Source organism: Acidisoma sp. L85 (assembly GCF_009765865.1).
Classification (GTDB): Bacteria; Pseudomonadota; Alphaproteobacteria; order Acetobacterales; family Acetobacteraceae; genus Acidisoma.
The window spans coordinates 378,252-396,772 of record NZ_LMUQ01000026.1 but is presented as its reverse complement, the minus strand read 5'-3'; the positions used below and the strand labels follow the sequence as shown (position 1 = coordinate 396,772).

Sequence of the window (18,521 nt, the reverse complement as noted above, 5' to 3'; positions counted from 1 at the left end):
CGTCATGGGACCCGCGACCGCGGCGCTCGTCGAGCTCGATCCCAAGCGGGACGGCAAAAAAGCCGCTGTCATCGCCACCGTGGCGATTACGGCGGGTGGCACACTCGGGCCCATCCTGAGCGGCGCCGCGCTCGCCTTGAACGCCGCGCCGAGCGTCACGCCTTACATCGTCCTCGCCGTCGCGGCGGTGGTGACGGCGATTTGCCTGTCACGCACGGCGTGGCCAGCCACGTCGCCGGTCGTGCATCTGTCGGTCGGGATCGCCACTGACGGCTTTGGCCGGACGCTGCGCAACGCGGGGCTGCCCTATGTCATCGCCTGTGCCGGCATGGCGCTCGCCTGGATGGTTGGCGGGACCTTCGTGGGCCTGGGGCCGACCTTCGCCCGCCACCTGATCGGCATCCATAGCGCAGCACTTGCCGGCCTGACCGTCTCCGCCTTCCAGGTCGTCGCGGGAACAAGTCAGTTGCTCACCCGGTCCATGACGCTGAAGCGTATGCTGGTCGGCGGCGCCATTCTCATGGGGCTGAGCCTGCTGCTCTGCACTCTGGCCGCAGCCATGGATTCCGCCGTCATCTTCTGTCTTGGGACGGTATTGACAGGGGCGGGCTTCGGCTGCTGCTTCGCCGGCTCGGCGGCGCTGGCGAGCCGCAGCGCGCCACCGCACTCGCGAGCAACCCTCGTCTCGCTCGCCTATGCCGTCGGCTATATCGGCAACCTGCTGCCAGTAGTGGCCCTGGGCGCCATCGCGGACGACCTCGGCCTGTTCGACGCCATGGCCGCCTGCGCCTTGGCCACCACGATCGGCGCGGCGGGAATCGCCGCGGCGGCATGGCGGGTGCGAGGCGTCTCGGCGGATTAGCGGCGCATACTGAATTGGGCGAGCAGCTCGCTAGTCGCTGCCAGCGAAACGCTGATTAGACGCAGAACCGTCTCAGTAATTTCATTTTCGAAACAATCTTGTTCTTTGTCCGAGACACAAATAGCTTGTGCGGGTGCAAGCGACACTGGCCGGCGTAACCCGCCCGTGTCCTTTCACTTGGTCGAGTATTTATCTGAGCGCCGAAGTTGTGTGCTCCTGATGCAGAGGACGTCCTGCCAACATGTCTCGACTTCAACCGGCCGCGGCGTTTCGCCATGCCCGCGTGGTTTCGCCCGATCTCTCCAAGGCTTCGATCGCTAATGGCTTAGTCGAAGCGCGGAAGTTTTCCGATATCCTCTTGCTCGCTCGGCCCAAGGCTACAGTCGATGCGAAGGCTCTCGGGCGCCGGTTGACGGTCGCCAGGAATACGACAAACTTGCAAATCCAGGCTCTAAATTGGCTGGAGACGCGCGCCAGGCGCGCGTCGTCCGGGGATGACAAAGCCATCGAGGAACTTGACGCGGTCATCTCGGTCCTGAAGCTAATTCAGCCGGAGGCTGCTCCGAACTCGTCCGCTGATGTCACACAGCTAGTCGGCTCGAAGCCTGTCGTGCAGACTTCGACGTCCGCCGCCGCACCTACACCGCCCGCAAAATCCGAACCCGATACTAAGAAGTCGCTCACGACGATCGAGAAGATCGTTAAATTTGGCGACTACTTAGATAAGGCCTTTAAGCCAATCACGCAGGCTATCAGCACAGCAGCTTCCTTAATGACAATCTTAAAAGACCTTGGTGTAACTTTATGACTCTTTTCAGCGACGAAAGCATCGCTAGGAGAGTTTCGTTGTCAGGCGCTTGAGTCTAGCCTCGTCTCAAAGCCTATGGGCTTAGGACCAGCCTCGACCGCGGTCTGGTGCTTTTACTTTTTACTCAATCCTGTTCCCTAGTCTCGTTTGTAGTCGTGAGCATTTCGCGCTGGCAGAGAGGGGAACGACATGTCACGGGTAGCGAGTCTGGCAGCACGATCGACCACCCATCAGTCACCAATCGATCCGGGTAAGCACGATTTCGCGGTCCCGCTCCAGGAGCGCGCTCTTGGCTTCCTCACAGACTCGAACTCAACTGCGCCACCAAACCTCGCTGACGTCAGGGTGACAATTGCTGAGTTCGAGCGTTTACTGGCGCCACTAATTGCCAACCCGCAGAATGAGCCAAACGGCGTCGTGAAGACTGCTCCGCGGATGGAAAGTCGCTGGGGACGCTTACGACCGCTCACATCAGAAATCAACGTGCAATAAATTCTGCGTTCATCGCTCGGCAGAACCGACGACCCGATCACCCAGTTTTAAGTGATATCGAGCCTCCACAGCGGCGGGGGTTGAGAGCGGCCCTGGCACGTCTATTTCGCAGAGGGGCGTAGGCGCCCTATTTCCTTTCCAACGGCAACTGGTCAGGCAGCGCGTCTGGCCAACTCCGGATGCACATCGAAGGAAGCCTCCGTCTTGCCGCGCACCTCGTCCACGGTCACCCCGGGGGCGAGGTCCACTAAAGTCAGACCCGGCCGGGCGACATCGAAGACGCCGAGATCGGTGACGATCATATCCACCACGCCCTTGCCGGTCAGTGGCAAACTACACTCGCGGAGGATCTTCGCCTCGCCCTTCGCGGTATGCTCCATCAGCACCACCACGCGCTTGACGCCGGCGACCAAATCCATAGCGCCGCCCATGCCCTTCACCATCTTGCCGGGCACCATCCAATTCGCGAGATCGCCATTTTCCGCGACCTGAAGCGCGCCGAGAATAGAAAGGTTGATGTGCCCGCCGCGAATCATCGCGAAGCTCTCGGCGCTGTCGAAGAAGCTCGTGGTCGGCAGCACCGTCACGGTCTGCTTGCCGGCATTGATGAGGTCGGCATCCTCTTCCCCTTCGAAGGGAAACGGACCCATCCCCAGCATGCCGTTCTCGCTATGCAGGATGATCTTCATGTCGGGCGGCACGAAATTCGCCACAAGCGTCGGAATGCCGATGCCGAGATTGACGTAAAAGCCATCATGCAACTCGCGCGCCGCGCGGGCCGCCATCTCATCGCGTGTCCAGGCCATGATGCCGCTCCCTAACTGTCGCTGCCGGCAAGCGCCGGTGCCGCTTCGCGCTTGCGCACCGTGCGCTGCTCGATACGCTTGTCGATCACATCCAGCTTCACCAGCTGCGATACGTAAATGCCCGGCGTCACGATGTGGTCGGGATCGAAGCTGCCCGGCTCATGCAACTCCTCGACTTCCGCCACCGTCACCTTCGCGGCCGTCGCCATCATCGGATTGAAGTTGCGCGCGGTCTTTCGATAGATGAGGTTGCCCTCCGTATCGCCCTTCCAGGCATGGATTACCGCGAGGTCACCGAAAATCCCACGCTCCATTACGTAGTGATGCCCATCGAACTCCCGCGTTTCCTTGCCCTCGGCGACCGCAGTGCCATAGCCGGTGCGCGTGAAGAAAGCCGGGATGCCGGCGCCCCCGGCGCGAATGCGCTCGGCGAGCGTGCCCTGCGGATTGAACTCGATCTCCAGCTCGCCGGCCAGGAACTGCTGCATGAACAGCTTGTTCTCTCCGACATAGGAGCTGACCATCCTCTTCACCTGCTTGCTCTCCAGCAGCACGCCGAGGCCCACGCCATCGATGCCGGCATTGTTGGAGACAATGGTGAGATTGGTCACGCCGCTCTCGCGGATCGCCTCGATAAGAGCGGAGGGAATGCCACACAGGCCGAAGCCGCCGGACAGGATCAGCATCCCGTCCTTCAGAACATCCGCCAATGCATCCTTCGCGCTGGCCCGAACCTTAGACGATGGCATTCAGCTCTCCATCCTGAGCCACGGGTATCTCCCGTGGCGGGTAACGCCGCAGCAGGTAGACCATGACGGCTATTGAGGGAAGCGTCGCTAAAGCCGTCATAACGTAGAAGGCATGCCAGCCGAGGGCATGAGCCATGAAGCCCGAGAGTCCTCCCACCGTGCGCAGCGCCAGCGCGGCGACCGAGGAGAGCAGGGCATATTGCGTCGCCGTATGCCGCCGGTCGCAGAGGCCCGACAGATAGGTGATGAAAGCGGCGTCCGCGAGCCCCTCGGCCCCGGATTCCACCGCCGCCGTCAGGATCAGAACGGCGTGGCTGCCGGCGGAATAGGACAGCAGCACATACATGCCCATGCAGAGCGTCTGGAACGAGCCGGTAATGAGCAGCGCGCGTCCGGTCCCGATCCGCGCGACCAGCCAGCCGCCGACCGCCGCGCCCACCAGCACGGCCACCAGCGACACCGGCCCATTCGCCAGCGCGACCTGCGCCCGGTCATAGCCGAGGTGACGGTAGAAGGGCGGCAGCATCGTCCCGGCCAGCGCCTCGCCAAGCCGGAACAGCACGATGAAGGCGAGGATGGCGGTGGCACCGCGCCGCGACAGGAACTCCCGCAACGGCTCCGCCACCGACCGCGCGAAACGCCTGGCGAAGGAAACCTTGGCGCCAAGCTCCCGCACCAAGGAGGCCGCCAGCGCTGGCTCGCGCGCCATCAGCGTCACGATTGGACCGATCAAGGTCAGCGCCGCCATAACGACGAAAACGCCATGCCAGCCTAGGTTGGTCGCGAGGCGGATCGCGGCGGCGCCCGAAACCAGCAGCGCCGCCCGATAGCCCCAGACATAGCCCGCGAGGGCCGTGCCCTGCATCGCCTGGGGAAAGCTCTCGATACGCCAGGCGTCGATGATGGTGTCCTGGCTCGCCGAGCAGAAAGCGAGCAGCGCCGCGAGCCCGATCAGCAAAAACGGCGACGCGCTGGGACTCGCCAATGCCATGGAAAGGCAAGCGAGGCTGAGCAGCGGCTGCACGCCCAGCAGCCAGCCACGCCTTCGGCCAAGCCGGGCGAGGGGGCCTGGCGCCGCATTGTCGAAGATCGGCGACCACAGAAACTTCAGCGCATAGGCGAGGCCGATCGTCGCGGTCAGGCCGATCAGTCCGAGCCCGACATTCCCCTCCGCCAGCCACTGCCGCAGCGTGAAGCCCGATAGCGGCAGCGGCAGGCCGGAGGCAAAACCGAAGCCGGTCATAAGCCAAAGCCGGCGGTCGGCGAGGATGGTGCGGAGGGAGGGCCGGTTGTCAGGACTCACGCCATAGTCTCACACGGCAAGAATGGTTCGGCCATCAGTCGATTGCCTCCAGCAACAGGGGCCGCAACTCCGCTGGCCGCCGCACGGCCGCGCTGAGACGCTCGAAGAAAACGGACTGCACTTCGCCGCGGCGAAGAAAGGCGAGAAACGTTTCGATCGACTGCTGACCCTCAGCGAGCGGCGCAGGCACGCCCGAAGCCGGAATATCCGCCGTCTCGCCGAGCGCCCTGCCATAGCGATAATTTCGCGACTGGGCGGAGGTGCAGGTCAGGATAAGATCGCCAAGCGCGCCCGGCTCGAACAAGGTCCCGGCCGAGGCGCCCAGCAGCGGCAGTAGCCGGCCGAGTTCGCGAATGCCCCGCGCCACGTAGCTCGCACGCGTATTCTCGCCGAGACCCAATCCCTCGCAGAGGCCGGCGCCGAGTGCGATGATGTTCTTCGTCACGCCGACAATCTCCAGACCCCGCAAGTCGCACGTTGCCTGCAGGCCCAGGCGCGGCCCGGCAAGGCGCTCCGCCAGTGTCCGGCCGTGTTCCAGATCGGTGCAGCCGAGCGACATCCAGACGCGATGGCCCGCCTGCATCTCGCTCGCGAAGGTGGGACCGGACAGCATGCCGATGGGATGGGACGGAAAATGCCGAGCGATGACCTCGGTGGGGAAGGCGCAGGCGGCGCCATCCATCCCTTTCATGCAGGACAGAAAGGTAGCCGTCGGCGCGACCGGGTGCGCGATCTGCCCCAGCACTTCCGCCAGTGCCCGGCTTGGCAGTGCGAGGATCACCACGTCGTACGCCGCCAGCTCGATGTGTTCGAGGTGATGGAGGAACCGCGAGGCGGCCAAGAACTCCGTTACCAGCCGGCGGCTGAATACTTCCACCCGGATATCGCCTCGGCATTGCAGCGCCGCCGCCAGGGCCCGGCCGAAGGCGCCATAGCCAATCACCAGCACGCGAAGGGTGCCGTGTTCCATCATGGGGCGATCCGCGCGCTGCTCACGCAGGACGCCTTACGGCAAAGTCGGTGGATGTCCAGCCGGTCAGTCGCGTTTCAGAAGCGGTAGCCGAGTCCCGCGCCGATTATGAGCGGGTCAATGTCGGTATCGGCCGTGACCTCGCCATGATTGATCCGCGCATGGGCGGAGAGAAACAGCTGCTTGATATCGAAGTTGCCATACCACGGGCCACTGATCTGATAGTCGACGCCGATCTGCAGCGCGGCCCCGGCCGCCGCATCGACCCCGAAAGTCTGCACCAGCGGCCCCTCCGGATTCGCGTCGTAATACCAGGCGGCCGCGACACCCGCTCCGATATAGGGGTTGAAGCGGTAATTGGGCAGGAAGTGGTATTCGGCCGTTACAACCAGCGGCACGCTGGAGATCTTGCCGATCGGCACGGTCCCCAGCAGCGTGTCATGGGCCGACAGGCTGGTGCGGAGAAACCCGGTAGTGGCGCCGATCGCAATATGGTCGGTGACGAAGTAGGACAGATCGAAAGCCGGGGAGACGGTGTCATCGACGTCGATATGACCGCCAATCAACGACACCGTCGAATTGCGATCCTCCGGCAGAATGCCGATGACCGAGGCTCGCACGATCAGGCTTCCCGCCCTGAGGCCGCCCGCTGGCGGGACCGACTGTGCCTGCGCTGCCCAAGAGAAGAGGCCAAGGCCACCCGCAAGAAGCACCCGAGAAGCAGCACGCGTCATGACGCCTCCGGAGAAACTCAGTGTTCTTCCAGACTCGCTGTATCGAAGTTGCGCGCCGTCTTCCAGTATTTAATAGAGGTTGAGGCGCTATCCCTCGGCCGCGCAACGTTTCTTGGCGTATTACTGGGTGTTTGGGCAGTTCCCGCGCTTGCTGCCTCGGCACCCGCCGCCACCTCCCTGCCGACGTTGATCGTTCCGGTCTCGCCTGGCTGCGTGACATCTCCCTTCGGTCCGAGGATCATCGCCGGGCAGCCGATCGCCGGCACCTATCATTGGGGCGTCGATTTGCGCGCGGCGGCGGGCGCCTGGGTGCGGGCGGTGGCGAATGGCCGCGTCATCCGCATCGATCGCCGCGGCATGGGCGGGCTTGAGGTCGCGGTCCAGCATGACGGGTTTCGCGCGCTCTACGCCCATCTCGGCCAGGTCTCACCGGCACTGGCCGAGGGCGCGACGCAGGTCCGGGCCGGCCAATGGATTGGCCGCATCGGCCGCACCGGCCTTACCTTCGGCACCCACCTCTATTTCGAGATCGCGGTGGACGGACACCGCGTCGATCCCGCACCCTATCTCGGCGTCGTCCCCTGCGGCGCTGGAAACCAGGCATCGGTGCGGCCGAGCAAGTGATAGGCCACCATCCCCACCCATTCATGGCTCGCGAGGTCGATCATGCCGAGCCGTTCCGGAAGCCCGCCCAACATCAGCACATCGAGCCGCATCGCCGTCTTATAACCGACCGGCCAGGGCAGCACGTTCCAGCCGGCTTTGCGGAAAATGCCGACCGAGCGCGGCATATGCCAGGCCGACGTAATCAGCGCCCAGTGCTGATCTGGACGTGGCATCAGCAGCCGCTTGAGCAGAACCGCATTCTCATAGGTCGTGCGGGATCCGCTCTCGTAGCGCACCCGGCCGGGCGGCACGCCCAGCGAGTCGAATAAAGACCGCGCTACATCCGCTTCGCTCAGCCTTCCGCGCAGCAGTCGCCCGTTGCCGCCGGTGAAGGCCAGGATAGCAGCGGGATAGCGCCGGCTGAGGGCCACCAGCGTCGTCATCCGCTCGGCCGCATCGTTGAGCGCCGGGATGCCATGGGCCTCGGTTAGATCGGTATCGACCGCGCCGCCAAGGACGATGATGCCATCCACCTGCGCTGGCGGCACCGTCACCTGCGGGAACCGGCCTTCCAGCGGCTCCAGCATGAGGGGACCGATCGGCAGCAGGACCACCAACCCCATCGCGCCGAGCGACAGCGTAAGGCAGACCAGCGCCCCAGCGCGCCGCCGAGCGTAGAGCAGCAACAGTCCCAGGAGGCCCAGCAGCAGCAAGAAGCTGCTCGGCCTCAGCAGGATCCAGAGTAGTTTCGAGATTAGGAACACTTGGGCCGCCCATTCAACCGGTGATGTTGGGTGGCGAGGGGCAAAGATGTGTAATGAACGCGATCCAGAGATCCGTCATGGCACGCGAAGGCGTGCCATCCACGCCTGGCGCTTTGTGAAGCAAGAAAAGGCGTGGATGCCCGGCCTTCGCCGAGCATGACGTGGTGGAATGGGCGAGGTTCAAGCCGAAAGCCAATCGGAGGCGAGGACCGCTCAACGGGTTGGCCAACTAAGTCAGGAGCACGTTGCGATCCCGCAGCACCACTGCCGAAAACCTACTCGCAGCGGCCGATGACTTTGCCCGGCGCCGGATAGGCGGCCGGATCGCTGCCCGGCGGCAGGATCTGGATGCCGCGCACCATCCCGGCCCAGGTGCCGCCGCCCTGCCACTGGAACAGCGCGAGGTCCGGGTAATAGCAGCCGTTCTGCACGAACAGGGTGTGATTGGCCTGGCTCGGGTCGGCCGCATCATAAACCGCGATCCACTGCCCCGTGCCGTTCGACAGGGATGTTGTTGGGAAGTTCGGCACCGGTCCGCTCGCCGACATATCCTCCGTCGAGCCCGTGCAGCCGATACCGGTCCACAGCCGCACCAGGCCGGAGGGCGGGGTGCCGCAGGAGCTCTGTGCCAAGGCCGGCGCGGCGAAGCCGAGCAGCAGCGCGCCTCCCAGAAGCACCATGGAGAGCAGCGCGCGGCGAGGGGAGGAACGTGATGCAGAAACCTCGGTCATGGACTGTCCTACCTGAAATCGGGCTGGAAACTACGCCGCCCCAGGCCTTCAAGACAACCTGGGCGGCCTGAGAACCCGCCGGACCGCCTGTCAGCGGAAGTCCCGCGTCGGCACCTTGATGCCGGGTTTGCCCTCCCGAGGGTCCGGCGCACTGCCGCGTTTGACCTCGTCGCCACGGCCATGGGGCAGGGGAAAATCCTCCTCGCCCCGGCCTAGCGACGCCAGCATCGGCGAAAGATCTCCAACCGTCGCCGCCACGATATGCACCACCAACCCCTCTCGCTGGATCCGGCCACGCACCTCCAGCATGCGGGCGGAGATGATCAGCGGCCGGTTGGCGTCGAAGACCGAGGGCCAGATCACGACATTGCCGATCCCCGTCTCGTCCTCGATGGTAATGAACATCACGCCGTTGGCAGAACCGGGCTTCTGCCGCACCAGCACGAGGCCGGCGAATCGTCCCCATCGTCCGTCTCGCGCGGAAGGGAGATCGCCGCAGGGTACCACGCCGCGTGCCTTCAGGGCCGGGCGCAGAAACGCCACCGGATGGCGGCGCAGCGTGAGGCTCACGCTGCGGTAATCCTCCACCACCTCCCGCGCCTCGCTCATCACTGTCAGGGAAACCCCAGGCTCCGCCACCTCGGCCTGAGGCAGGGCGCCCGCATCAGCGGCGGCCCAAAGCGGCAAGGCGCTATCGGCCAAACCACGGATCGCCCAAAGCGCCTGCCGCCGATCGAGGCCGATCGGCGAGAAGGCATCCGCCTCGGCCAGCCGCTCCAGCGCCGCGACGGGCACGCCGCAGCGCCGCCAAGTCTCCTCCACCGTGGCGAAGGGACGGTCCGCCCGCTGCACCACGATTTTGGCGCCATCCTCATTGCCGAGCCCTTTGGCCATGCGCAGCCCGAGCCGGACCGCGTGCGGAGACCCGGTGTTCCCCTCCAAAGTGCAATCCCAGCGCGAGGCATTGATCGACACAGGCCGGATCTCGACGCCATGCGCCGCCGCATCCCGCACCACCTGCGCAGGCGCATAAAAACCCATAGGCTGGCTATTGAGCAAAGCGCAGCAGAAGACGTCGGGGTGATGACACTTCACCCAACTGCTCGCATAGGCAATGATCGCGAAACTCGCGGCATGGCTCTCGGGAAAACCGTACGAGCCGAATCCCTCGATCTGCCGGAAGGTATTTTCCGCGAAGGTGGCATTGTGACCATTGTCTGCCATGCCCTTGAGAAACTTCTCGCGGAACTGGCTTACCCCGCCTGTCACCTTGAAGGTCGCCATCGATCGTCGGAGCTGGTCTGCTTCGCTCGGCGAAAAGCCCGCGCAATGGATCGCGACCTGCATAGCCTGTTCCTGGAACAGCGGCACGCCGAGCGTTTTCGCCAGCACCCGTTTCAATTCCGGTGTCGGATAGTCCGGTTTCTCCCGCCCTTCCCGTCGCCGCAGATAGGGATGCACCATATCGCCTTGGATCGGTCCCGGCCGGACAATCGCGACCTGGATGACGAGATCATAAAACTTCGCCGGCTTGAGTCGCGGCAGCATCGACATCTGCGCCCGGCTCTCGATCTGGAAAGTGCCGAGCGTATCGGCCTTCTGGATCATCGCGAAGGTCGGTTTGTCCTCCTTCGGTATCGTATCCATTGTGAGCGACAAATTCTTATGCGTTTCCATCAAGTCGAAGGCGCGGCGCATGCAGCCGAGCATGCCAAGCCCGAGAACATCGACCTTCATGAATTTCAAATGGTCGATATCGTCCTTGTCCCATTCGATGACCTGGCGATTCTCCATCGCCGCCGGCCCAACCGGCACGAGATCGTCCAGCCGGTCGCGGGTCAGCACGAAACCGCCGGGATGTGTGCCAAGCTGGCGCGGAAAACCGATCAGCAGGCGGGCGAGATCCAGCGTCATCCGCAGCCGCCGGTCCTCGAGGTTGAGATTGAGCGCCTCCGCATGTTCGCGCTCAACCCCATCGCGTGACCAGCCCCAAACCTGCGCCGCCAGCGCTCCCGTCACATCCTCCGACAAGCCGAGCACCTTGCCGACATCCCGCACCGCGCCGCGCGACCGAAAGCGCATGACGGTCGCGCACAACGCGGCATGGCCGCGGCCATAGTGGCTGTAGACCCATTGGATGACGATCTCGCGCTGCTCATGCTCGAAATCGACATCGATATCCGGCGGCTCATTGCGGTTGGCGGAAACGAAGCGCTCGAACAGCAGGCCCGAGAGAACCGGATCGATCTCGGTAATGCCAAGCACGTAACACACAGCGGAATTCGCCGCCGAACCGCGGCCTTGGCAAAGGATGCCCTTTGATCGGGCAAACCTCACGATGGAATGCACCGTGAGGAAATACGGCGCGTATTTCATTTCGGCGATAAGCGTCAATTCGTGCCGTAGCTGAGCGGCGACGTTCTCCGGCAGCTCATTCGGATAGCGAAAGGCAACGCCTTCCTCCCAGACCAATCTTTCGAGCATGTCTTGTGCCGTTTCATTCGGCCGCTCGCTTTCATCCGGATATTGGTATTCGATATCCTTCAGCGCGAATTTGCAGCGCTTCGCGATGATCTCGGTATTGGCGATGGCCTCGGGGTAGTCGGCGAAAAGCCGCGCCATTTCCTTGGGCGGCACGAGGTGACGGTCGGCGAAGCGTTCGCGCCGGAAGCCGACATCATCGATCTTCGTGTGCTCGCGGATGCAGGTCACGATGTCCTGCAGGATGCGCCGCTCGGGCTCGTGATACAGCACATCGCCGGTCGCCAGTAGCGGCACCCGCGCGGACTGGGCGAGCATGGCGAGGTTGTGCCGCCGCACGGCATCGCCGGGGCGCCGGCGCAGGCTGAAGGCGAGATAGGCGCGGTCGGGAAACGTATCACGCAGGCGGGTGAGGTGGCCGGGCAAGGCGTCGTCCGGTTCATCCCCCAGCATGGCGGCGATCAGCCCGCGCGCATGAGCCGCCACATCCGCCCAGTGCAGCAGGCACGACCCGGCGGGCAGCCCGTGCTTATGCGCGCGCCGTTTCCCTAAAGTTAGCAGCCGACAGAGATTGGACCAGGCCGCCCGATCCGTCGGGTAGACGAGCAGGGACGGCGCATCCTCCAGCACCAGCCGGCAGCCCGGCACCAGCCGCAGCCCGGCCTCTTCCGCTCTCTGAGAGGCGCGGGCCATGCCCGCCACGGTGTTGCGATCGGTGACCGCGATTGCCTCGTAGCCCATCAGCTGGGCCGTCGCGATCAACTCCTCCACATGGCTCGCGCCGCGCAGGAAGGAGTAGTTCGTGGTGAGTTGAAGCTCGATATAGGCCATCGCGAAACCCGGTGTTGGTCGGCAGAACGTCTTCTAACTGACGATGAGGTGGATTGGAACAAAACAAGAACAACTCGTTCACGCTGACGGGGCATTTTTCACAAAGATTAAAGAATCCCCGACTAAAGTGGAGGTCTTTCAATTGTGGTGCCGCCTTGACACAGCTCCCGAGTGCCGCCGGCTCCCATCCGTCCATGACGTCCGACAGGTGCGAAGTCGCTTCACCATCCCCCGAGTTTTGCTGCCATCCGTCCGATTACCAGGGGACGGAGGCGAAAACCGTTGAGGCAAAGAAATCGCTTATTAAGCGTGCTCAGCGGACCATCGGAAAAGTCTGGCTCGAACATAGACCTGTACCGCTCGCTAACGGCAACGAACTCACGCTGGTGCACCAGCTCGGAACCCGCCGCATTACCACTGAGGAGGAGGAAACCGCACAGCACTTCCTCAACGAGATTTCCATTGATGTGGACACGACGATCGCCATGGTATCCGGTCCCTGGGACAAGCGGCTCAACGAACTGGGGGCTGCCTGCTTCCTCTTCGCGCCAGAAGGGCCTACGCCAAAAGAAAAAGGCGATCTCCTAAAGATGCTGACGCAAGTCAGAAAGGCGTTGCACAAGCCGATCCGCATCAAGCTATCGGACTATTTGTCCGAGGGTCTCATTGGCTACGTTAACGTCGGGCCGGTTTCCAAAAGACCCAATGGAAAGATATGGTTAAGCCAAATGGAAGGGCTGCCAATAGCGAAGGGAGAAGTGCATCTCAGCCGCGAAGGTTTCAAAAAGTCTCCTGGGATGGAGGCAGCGGTGCTGCATGAAGTCTCACATCGCGAAGCGAATACGACAGATGTCCGCAGCTTGGGGCAAGACGACGAACAGGCCACGTCAGGCTATATCGACTATCCATTTCTTCACTTGGCGCAAGAAATCCGCTTCAGAAAGGGTAGAACGCCCGAAAAACATTTGGCGAAAGTCAATGCTGACGCTTTCACCTATTTCATTCGCGCGCTCGTGGACAAAGAAAAAGTGTCGTCGATATCGACGAAACCCGAGCCAGACCCAGCTAAGCCAACCCCGGCCGTACCAACCGCCACCACCACCTTGGCCCCCACAAAGCCGCCACCGACAAAAACCGACTCGAGGGCAGTAGCGAGACCCCTTCCACTCAACAGTCGCTCGGGTCGTTCCGGCTAAATCGCACCGCCTCAGTAACCGACCCGCACCAGCCGATGCTGCTTCCGGCCCGCCAGTAGCTTTAGCGCGCCATCGCGCAGATCGGCCGCGAGACACCGGCCTTTCATTGCTGATCGCTACGTCGTTCAGTACCCAGCATACCCGACAAACGCTTCAGAAGGCCCACCAGTTACCTACTTCTAAAATCTTGCCACCATTTACAAACTGGCCAGAAGCTAAGGCGGCAACGAGACCCATCTCACACAGCAACGCGCGTCGCTCCGGAAAAAAATCGTCTCGCCTCAGTCGCCGACGCGAACCAACCGATGTTGCTTCCGGCCCGCCGACAACTTCAGCGCGCCATCCCGCAGATCCGCCGCCGAGATCACCAGCCCCTCATCGCTGATCGCCACATCGTTCAGCCGGGCGCCGCCGCCGCGAATGAGCCGGCGCGCCTCCCCGTTGCTTGCGGCGAGACCCGCCGAAACGAAAAGCGCGAAGGCCGGGACCCCCGCCGCAAGTTCCGCCTCCGGCAAGGTCACGCTCGGCAGATTCTCGGCCGCCGCGCCCTCCTCGAAGGCGAGACGCGCGGTCTCGGCCGACGCCGCGGCGGCTTCGGCGCCGTGCGCGAGGGTCGTCGCCTCAGTCGCCAGCCGCTTCTTCGCCTCGTTGATCTCGGCGCCGCCAAGCACCTCCAGGCGCGCGATCTCCTCCAGCGGCACGTCAGTAAATAGCCGCAGGAAGCGGCCGACATCGGCGTCCTCCGTATTGCGCCAGAACTGCCAGTAATCGAAGGGCGACAGCCGCTCCGCTGTCAGCCAGACAGCACCCTTCGCCGTCTTGCCCATCTTAGCGCCCGACGCGGTGGTGATCAGCGGTGCCGTCAGCCCGAAAACCTGCCGCCCATCGGTGCGCCGCACCAGATCGACGCCCGAAACGATATTGCCCCACTGATCCGAGCCGCCCATCTGCAACGCAACCCCAAGCCGGCGGCTGAGTTCGCGAAAATCATAGCTCTGCAATATGGAATAGTTGAATTCGAGGAACGTGAGCCCCTGCTCGCGATCCAGCCGGGACTTCACGCTGTCGAAGGACAGCATGCGGCTGATGCTGAAATGCGGCCCGATCTCACGCAGCAGCTCGATATAGCCAAGCTTGTCGAGCCAATCGGCATTATTCGCCATGATGGCATCCGAAGGCCCGTCGCCGAAACGCAGGAAGGGCGCGATATTGCGGCGGATGCCGGCGATATTCTCCGCGATCTGCGCGTCGGTCAGCAGTTGCCGCGCTTCCTCGCGGAAGGAGGGATCACCGATCTTCGCCGTGCCGCCACCCAGAAGTGCTACCGGCTTATGTCCGTGCTTCTGCAACAGCCGCAGCAGCATGATCTGCACCATATGCCCGACATGCAGGCTGTCACCGGTCGGATCGAAGCCGATATAGCCCGCCACCGTCCCGGCCGAGAGCGCCGCGTCCAGCTCCGCTTCATCCGTGCATTGAAATACGAAGCCGCGCGCATGCGCCTCCGCCAGAAACCCGCTCTTCGTCGTCATCGCCTGCGATCCGTGGCTAAACTGCGCCGCTGGCTATCACGGGAGGGATGAAACGGAAATGTTGCGGGTGATCGGGCTGATGAGCGGCACCTCGCTAGACGGCGTCGATGCCGCCTGGCTAGAGACGGATGGCGAGGCGGTCGACGCCCTCGGCCCGAGCATAACCGTCCCCTACGACCCCAGCCTAAGAGACGACCTCCGCCGCATTCTGGATGACGCCCCCGGACTGGCCCCGGAGGACCCGCATCTACTCGCGGTCACTCGGCGGCTGACCGAAACCCACGTCGAAGCCGTGCGCGCCCTGGCGGCCGAGGCCGATCTCATCGGCTTCCACGGCCAGACCATCCTGCACGACCCGGGTCGTCGGCGAACCTGGCAGATCGGCGACGCGGCCTATCTCGCCGACGCTCTGGACACGCCGGTCGCCTATGCTTTCCGCGAAGCGGATGTTGCGGCAGGCGGGGAGGGTGCGCCCTTCGCCCCTCTGTTCCACGCGGCCCTCGCGCAGAACCTGGCTAAGCCTCTCGCGGTTCTAAATGTCGGCGGCGTTGCCAACGTCACCTTCCTTAGCGCCGATGGCGGCGTCTTCGCGGGCGACACCGGGCCAGGAAACGCTTTGCTCGACGATTGGGTAACGCGCCACACGGGCGCGAGCCGGGACGAGGATGGCCGCCTCGCCGCGAAGGGGAAAGCCGACGCCGCCGTGCTCCGGCGCTGGCTGCAAGACCCGTATCTCGTCCGCGCTTTGCCAAAATCGCTCGACCGCCTGCATTTCCACGCTTGCCTTGACGACATCGCGGCACTTTCCCCGGCGGACGGCGCGGCGACATTGGTCGCCTTCACCGCCGGCGCCGTCGCCCGCACCGCGCTGCCCCAGGCCCCCCAAAGATGGCTGGTCACCGGCGGCGGACGACACAATCCGACGATGATGCACGCGCTCCGCGACGCGCTCGGCGTTCCGGTCGAACCCGTCGAAGCTGTGGGCTGGCATGGTGACGCGCTGGAGGCACAATGTTTCGGCTTCCTCGCCGCCCGCGTGACGCGCGGCCTGCCACTCAGCCTGCCGACGACAACCGGCGTGCCAAACCCCTTGTTGGGCGGCCGCATCGTCAACCCGGCCAAGCCCTGAGAGCCACTCACCTTCTTGCCAGCACGTCTCCCCTTTATGTTGCGTTGCCGGCCTGACCTCGCGATGATCGGCTCCTCTCTAGGGGGGGAGGGTCTCATGATCAGCCTGCGTCCCTATCGTAGCCTCGGTGGCGGCCATCATGGATGGCTCAAAACCCGCCACCACTTTGCTTTCGCCGATTACCAGGATCCCGAGCGCCCCAACTGGGGCAAGCTCCGTGTCTGGAACGACGACGAGATCGCGGCTGGTGCGGGATTCCCGGCGCATCCTCACGCGAATATGGAAATCATCACCTATGTCCGTGATGGCGCCATCACCCATGGCGACAGCCTGGGCAACAAAGGTCGCACCGAGGCCGGAGATGTTCAGGTGATGAGCGCGGGGATCGGCCTGCGCCACGCCGAATACAATCTGGAACCGAGCGCCACCTCGATCTTCCAAATCTGGATCACGCCTGATACGGAGGGCGGCGCACCCTCCTGGGGCAGCCGCGCTTTCCCCAAACAGGACCGCGCCGGAACCTTCACTGTCCTGGCAAGCGGCTTCTCCGAGGACACCGACGCGCTACCCATCCGCAGCGACGCCCGCGTCATCGGCATCACGCTGAAAGCCGGCATGTCCGCCGACTATCCGGTGGCGGAGGGGCGGCTGGTCTACCTCGTCCCCGCGACCGGCCTGGTCGAGGTCAACGGCGTCAGCGTTGCGGCACGCGACGGCGCCGCGATCGAGGACGAAACCTCTCTGCACCTCGCGGCGCTGGAGGAAACCGAGATCGTCCTGGTCGAGACTTCGGCTTAGCCTGCAGGCGAAGGAACCGCCGTTCCCGTCTCCAACGTGAGGCTCGCCTCCAACGCCGGGCTCGGCCCCAGCGTCGTGCTCTTCTGCAACGTCAGGCTCGCTTCCTCGTCATCCTCGGCGAAGGCCAAGGATCCGTGCCTTGCTTGTGGCTGCGGCGGTGAAGGCGTGGATGCTCGGCCTTCGCCGAGCATGACGAATCGCCCGATAGATCAACACGGAGACCGACAAACCCTACAAATACCGTCCGACCAGATTCTCCAAATACTCCTGCTGTCCCGACCGGGGCTTAGGATCGAGGCCCTCCTTCGCCACCCGTGCCGCGATCTCCTCCAGGCTGCGCGAGCCATCCAGCATGGCGCGCCCCTCGGCACCCTCCCATCCGGCGTATCGAGTCTCCACGGCCTTCGGCAGCACACCATCCTCAATCATCGCCGCTGCCATCAGCAATGCCCGCGCGCAAAGATCCATGCCTCCAGCATGGGCGTAGAGCAAATCATCGGGGTCGAGCGATTGCCGCCGGATCTTCGCATCGAAGTTGCACCCGCCCGTGGTGAAGCCGCCCGCGCGCAGTAAATGGAACAGGCCAAGCGCCATCGTCGTCGGATCATTGGGGAACTGATCCGTATCCCAGCCCGACTGCCGGTCGCCCCGATTGACATCCAGCGAACCAAAGATCCCGAGCGCGATCGCAGTCGCGATCTCATGCTCATACGTATGCCCCGCGAGCGTCGCGTGGTTGTCCTCGATATTGACCCGTACCTCGTTTTCCAGCCCGAAGCGCTTGAGGAAACCGTAGACCGTGGCAACGTCGAAGTCATATTGATGCTTCGTCGGTTCCTGCGGCTTCGGCTCGAGCAGGATCGTGCCCTTGAAGCCGATCTTGTGCTTGTGCTCGACGACCATCGTGAGAAAGCGGCCGTACTGTGCGATCTCGCGGCTGAGGTCGGTGTTGAGCAGAGTCTCGTAGCCCTCGCGTCCGCCCCACAGCACGTAATTCTCGCCGTCGAGTCGGTGCGTGGTTTCCAGCGCATGCTTCACCTGCGCGGCGGCATAGGCGAAGACTTCGGGGTCGGGATTGGTCGCGCCGCCGGCCATATAGCGGCGGTGAGAGAACAGGTTCGCGGTGCCCCACAGCACGCGCACCTTCGCGGTCTCCATCTTCTTCTCGAAAAGGTCGGCGATCACATCGAGGTTGCGGTTGCTCTCGGCGAGGCTGTGGCCTTCGGGCGCCACGTCCCGGTCATGGAAGCAGAAGAACGGCACGTCCAGCAGGCGGAACAGCTCGAAACCGACCTCGGCTTTGAGCTTTGCCTGGGTCATTACGTCGCCCGCGAGCATCCAAGGCCGCAGGAAAGTCTCGCCGCCGAAGGGATCGCCGCCGGGCCAGGCCAGGCTATGCCAATAGGCAACGGCGAAGCGCAGATGCTCCTCCATGCGCCGCCCCAGCACGACGCGGTCCTTGTCGTACCAGCGGAAGGCGAGGGGGTTGGTGCTGTCTTTGCCTTCGTAGCGCAGCGGCTCGGTCCGCCCAAAAAACTTGATTGGCTCAGACATTCTCGTCCCCCTCGGCCGTTTCTGTTTGCCGGCAAGCGCGTGCGCGGCAAGGGCGGCGCTACTGCCCCGTCACGCGCGGCGAAAGCCGTGCATCCACGCCTTTTTGAGGGACAGAGGCGGCCGCGACAAGAGACGGTCTGCGCTGAGTATGGCCTGCGGGAGCCGCAACCACAGC

At 63.8% G+C, this 18,521-nt stretch carries 17 protein-coding genes; 6 read left to right on the top strand and 11 right to left on the bottom strand.

What is annotated here, in order from left to right:
• Together GSQ83_RS07765 and GSQ83_RS07760 are read left to right on the top strand one after the other, a co-directional pair.
• Positions 1-862, top strand: an 862-nt coding sequence (locus GSQ83_RS07765) for an MFS transporter (RefSeq protein ID WP_158802297.1), incomplete at its 5' end; no start/stop codon positions are given.
• A 241-nt stretch (positions 863-1,103) separates the two neighbouring features.
• Positions 1,104-1,670: a hypothetical protein gene (locus GSQ83_RS07760; protein ID WP_158802296.1), complete on the top strand. Its 567-nt coding sequence runs from the start codon at positions 1,104-1,106 to the stop codon at positions 1,668-1,670.
• A 644-nt stretch (positions 1,671-2,314) separates the two neighbouring features.
• Here GSQ83_RS07760 and GSQ83_RS07755 read toward each other — a convergent pair.
• From GSQ83_RS07755 to GSQ83_RS07735, 5 genes are all read right to left on the bottom strand, one after another.
• The gene (locus GSQ83_RS07755; protein ID WP_158802295.1) at positions 2,315-2,968 is read right to left on the bottom strand and encodes a CoA transferase subunit B; all 654 of its coding nucleotides are present in this window, start codon (positions 2,966-2,968) and stop codon (positions 2,315-2,317) included.
• 11 nt (positions 2,969-2,979) lie between these two features.
• On the bottom strand, positions 2,980-3,717 hold the full coding sequence (locus GSQ83_RS07750; protein WP_158802294.1) for a CoA transferase subunit A: 738 nt from the start codon (positions 3,715-3,717) through the stop codon (positions 2,980-2,982).
• Complete coding sequence (locus GSQ83_RS07745) at positions 3,704-5,020, bottom strand: AmpG family muropeptide MFS transporter (protein WP_254065556.1); 1,317 nt, start codon at positions 5,018-5,020, stop codon at positions 3,704-3,706. Before GSQ83_RS07745 ends, GSQ83_RS07750 begins: the two co-directional genes overlap by 14 nt.
• Before the next feature lie 34 nt (positions 5,021-5,054).
• Entirely contained in the window at positions 5,055-5,993 is a 939-nt protein-coding gene (locus tag GSQ83_RS07740) for an NAD(P)H-dependent glycerol-3-phosphate dehydrogenase (RefSeq protein ID WP_158802293.1), read from the bottom strand.
• A gap of 74 nt (positions 5,994-6,067) precedes the next feature.
• A complete protein-coding gene (locus tag GSQ83_RS07735; protein ID WP_158802292.1) occupies positions 6,068-6,724 on the bottom strand; it encodes an OmpW family protein in 657 nt (218 codons plus the stop codon).
• Between the two features lie 48 nt (positions 6,725-6,772).
• Here GSQ83_RS07735 and GSQ83_RS07730 point away from each other — a divergent pair, with 48 nt between their 5' ends.
• Entirely contained in the window at positions 6,773-7,348 is a 576-nt protein-coding gene (locus tag GSQ83_RS07730) for a M23 family metallopeptidase (RefSeq protein ID WP_158802291.1), read from the top strand.
• Here GSQ83_RS07730 and GSQ83_RS07725 read toward each other — a convergent pair.
• The 3 genes from GSQ83_RS07725 to GSQ83_RS07715 form a co-directional block, all read right to left on the bottom strand.
• Positions 7,288-8,094, bottom strand: a complete 807-nt coding sequence (locus tag GSQ83_RS07725) for a YdcF family protein (protein WP_158802290.1) — start codon at positions 8,092-8,094, stop codon at positions 7,288-7,290. The two genes, GSQ83_RS07730 and GSQ83_RS07725, sit on opposite strands and share 61 nt — an antisense overlap.
• Positions 8,095-8,369: 275 nt before the next feature.
• Positions 8,370-8,825 (bottom strand): hypothetical protein, encoded by a 456-nt coding sequence (locus GSQ83_RS07720; protein ID WP_158802289.1) that lies wholly within the window; start codon positions 8,823-8,825, stop codon positions 8,370-8,372.
• A gap of 90 nt (positions 8,826-8,915) precedes the next feature.
• Positions 8,916-12,137: an error-prone DNA polymerase gene (locus GSQ83_RS07715; protein WP_158802288.1), complete on the bottom strand. Its 3,222-nt coding sequence runs from the start codon at positions 12,135-12,137 to the stop codon at positions 8,916-8,918.
• 53 nt (positions 12,138-12,190) lie between these two features.
• Here GSQ83_RS07715 and GSQ83_RS07710 point away from each other — a divergent pair, with 53 nt between their 5' ends.
• Entirely contained in the window at positions 12,191-13,333 is a 1,143-nt protein-coding gene (locus GSQ83_RS07710) for a hypothetical protein (RefSeq protein ID WP_158802287.1), read from the top strand.
• Positions 13,334-13,614: 281 nt separating this feature from the next.
• Here the strand turns inward: GSQ83_RS07710 and tyrS are convergent, their stop codons facing one another.
• Complete coding sequence (tyrS, locus tag GSQ83_RS07705) at positions 13,615-14,865, bottom strand: tyrosine--tRNA ligase (protein WP_158802286.1); 1,251 nt, start codon at positions 14,863-14,865, stop codon at positions 13,615-13,617.
• Positions 14,866-14,926: 61 nt separating this feature from the next.
• Here tyrS and GSQ83_RS07700 point away from each other — a divergent pair, with 61 nt between their 5' ends.
• Entirely contained in the window at positions 14,927-15,994 is a 1,068-nt protein-coding gene (locus tag GSQ83_RS07700; protein ID WP_174246641.1) for an anhydro-N-acetylmuramic acid kinase, read from the top strand.
• 96 nt (positions 15,995-16,090) lie between these two features.
• Complete coding sequence (locus tag GSQ83_RS07695) at positions 16,091-16,792, top strand: pirin family protein (protein ID WP_158802284.1); 702 nt, start codon at positions 16,091-16,093, stop codon at positions 16,790-16,792.
• On the opposite strand, the gene GSQ83_RS30850 is transcribed toward GSQ83_RS07695, so the two are convergent.
• Positions 16,789-16,920 (bottom strand): hypothetical protein, encoded by a 132-nt coding sequence (locus GSQ83_RS30850; protein WP_256367073.1) that lies wholly within the window; start codon positions 16,918-16,920, stop codon positions 16,789-16,791. The two genes, GSQ83_RS07695 and GSQ83_RS30850, sit on opposite strands and share 4 nt — an antisense overlap.
• Before the next feature lie 103 nt (positions 16,921-17,023).
• The gene (gene xylA / locus GSQ83_RS07690; RefSeq protein ID WP_158802283.1) at positions 17,024-18,346 is read right to left on the bottom strand and encodes a xylose isomerase; all 1,323 of its coding nucleotides are present in this window, start codon (positions 18,344-18,346) and stop codon (positions 17,024-17,026) included.
• Positions 18,347-18,521: the final 175 nt, after the last annotated feature.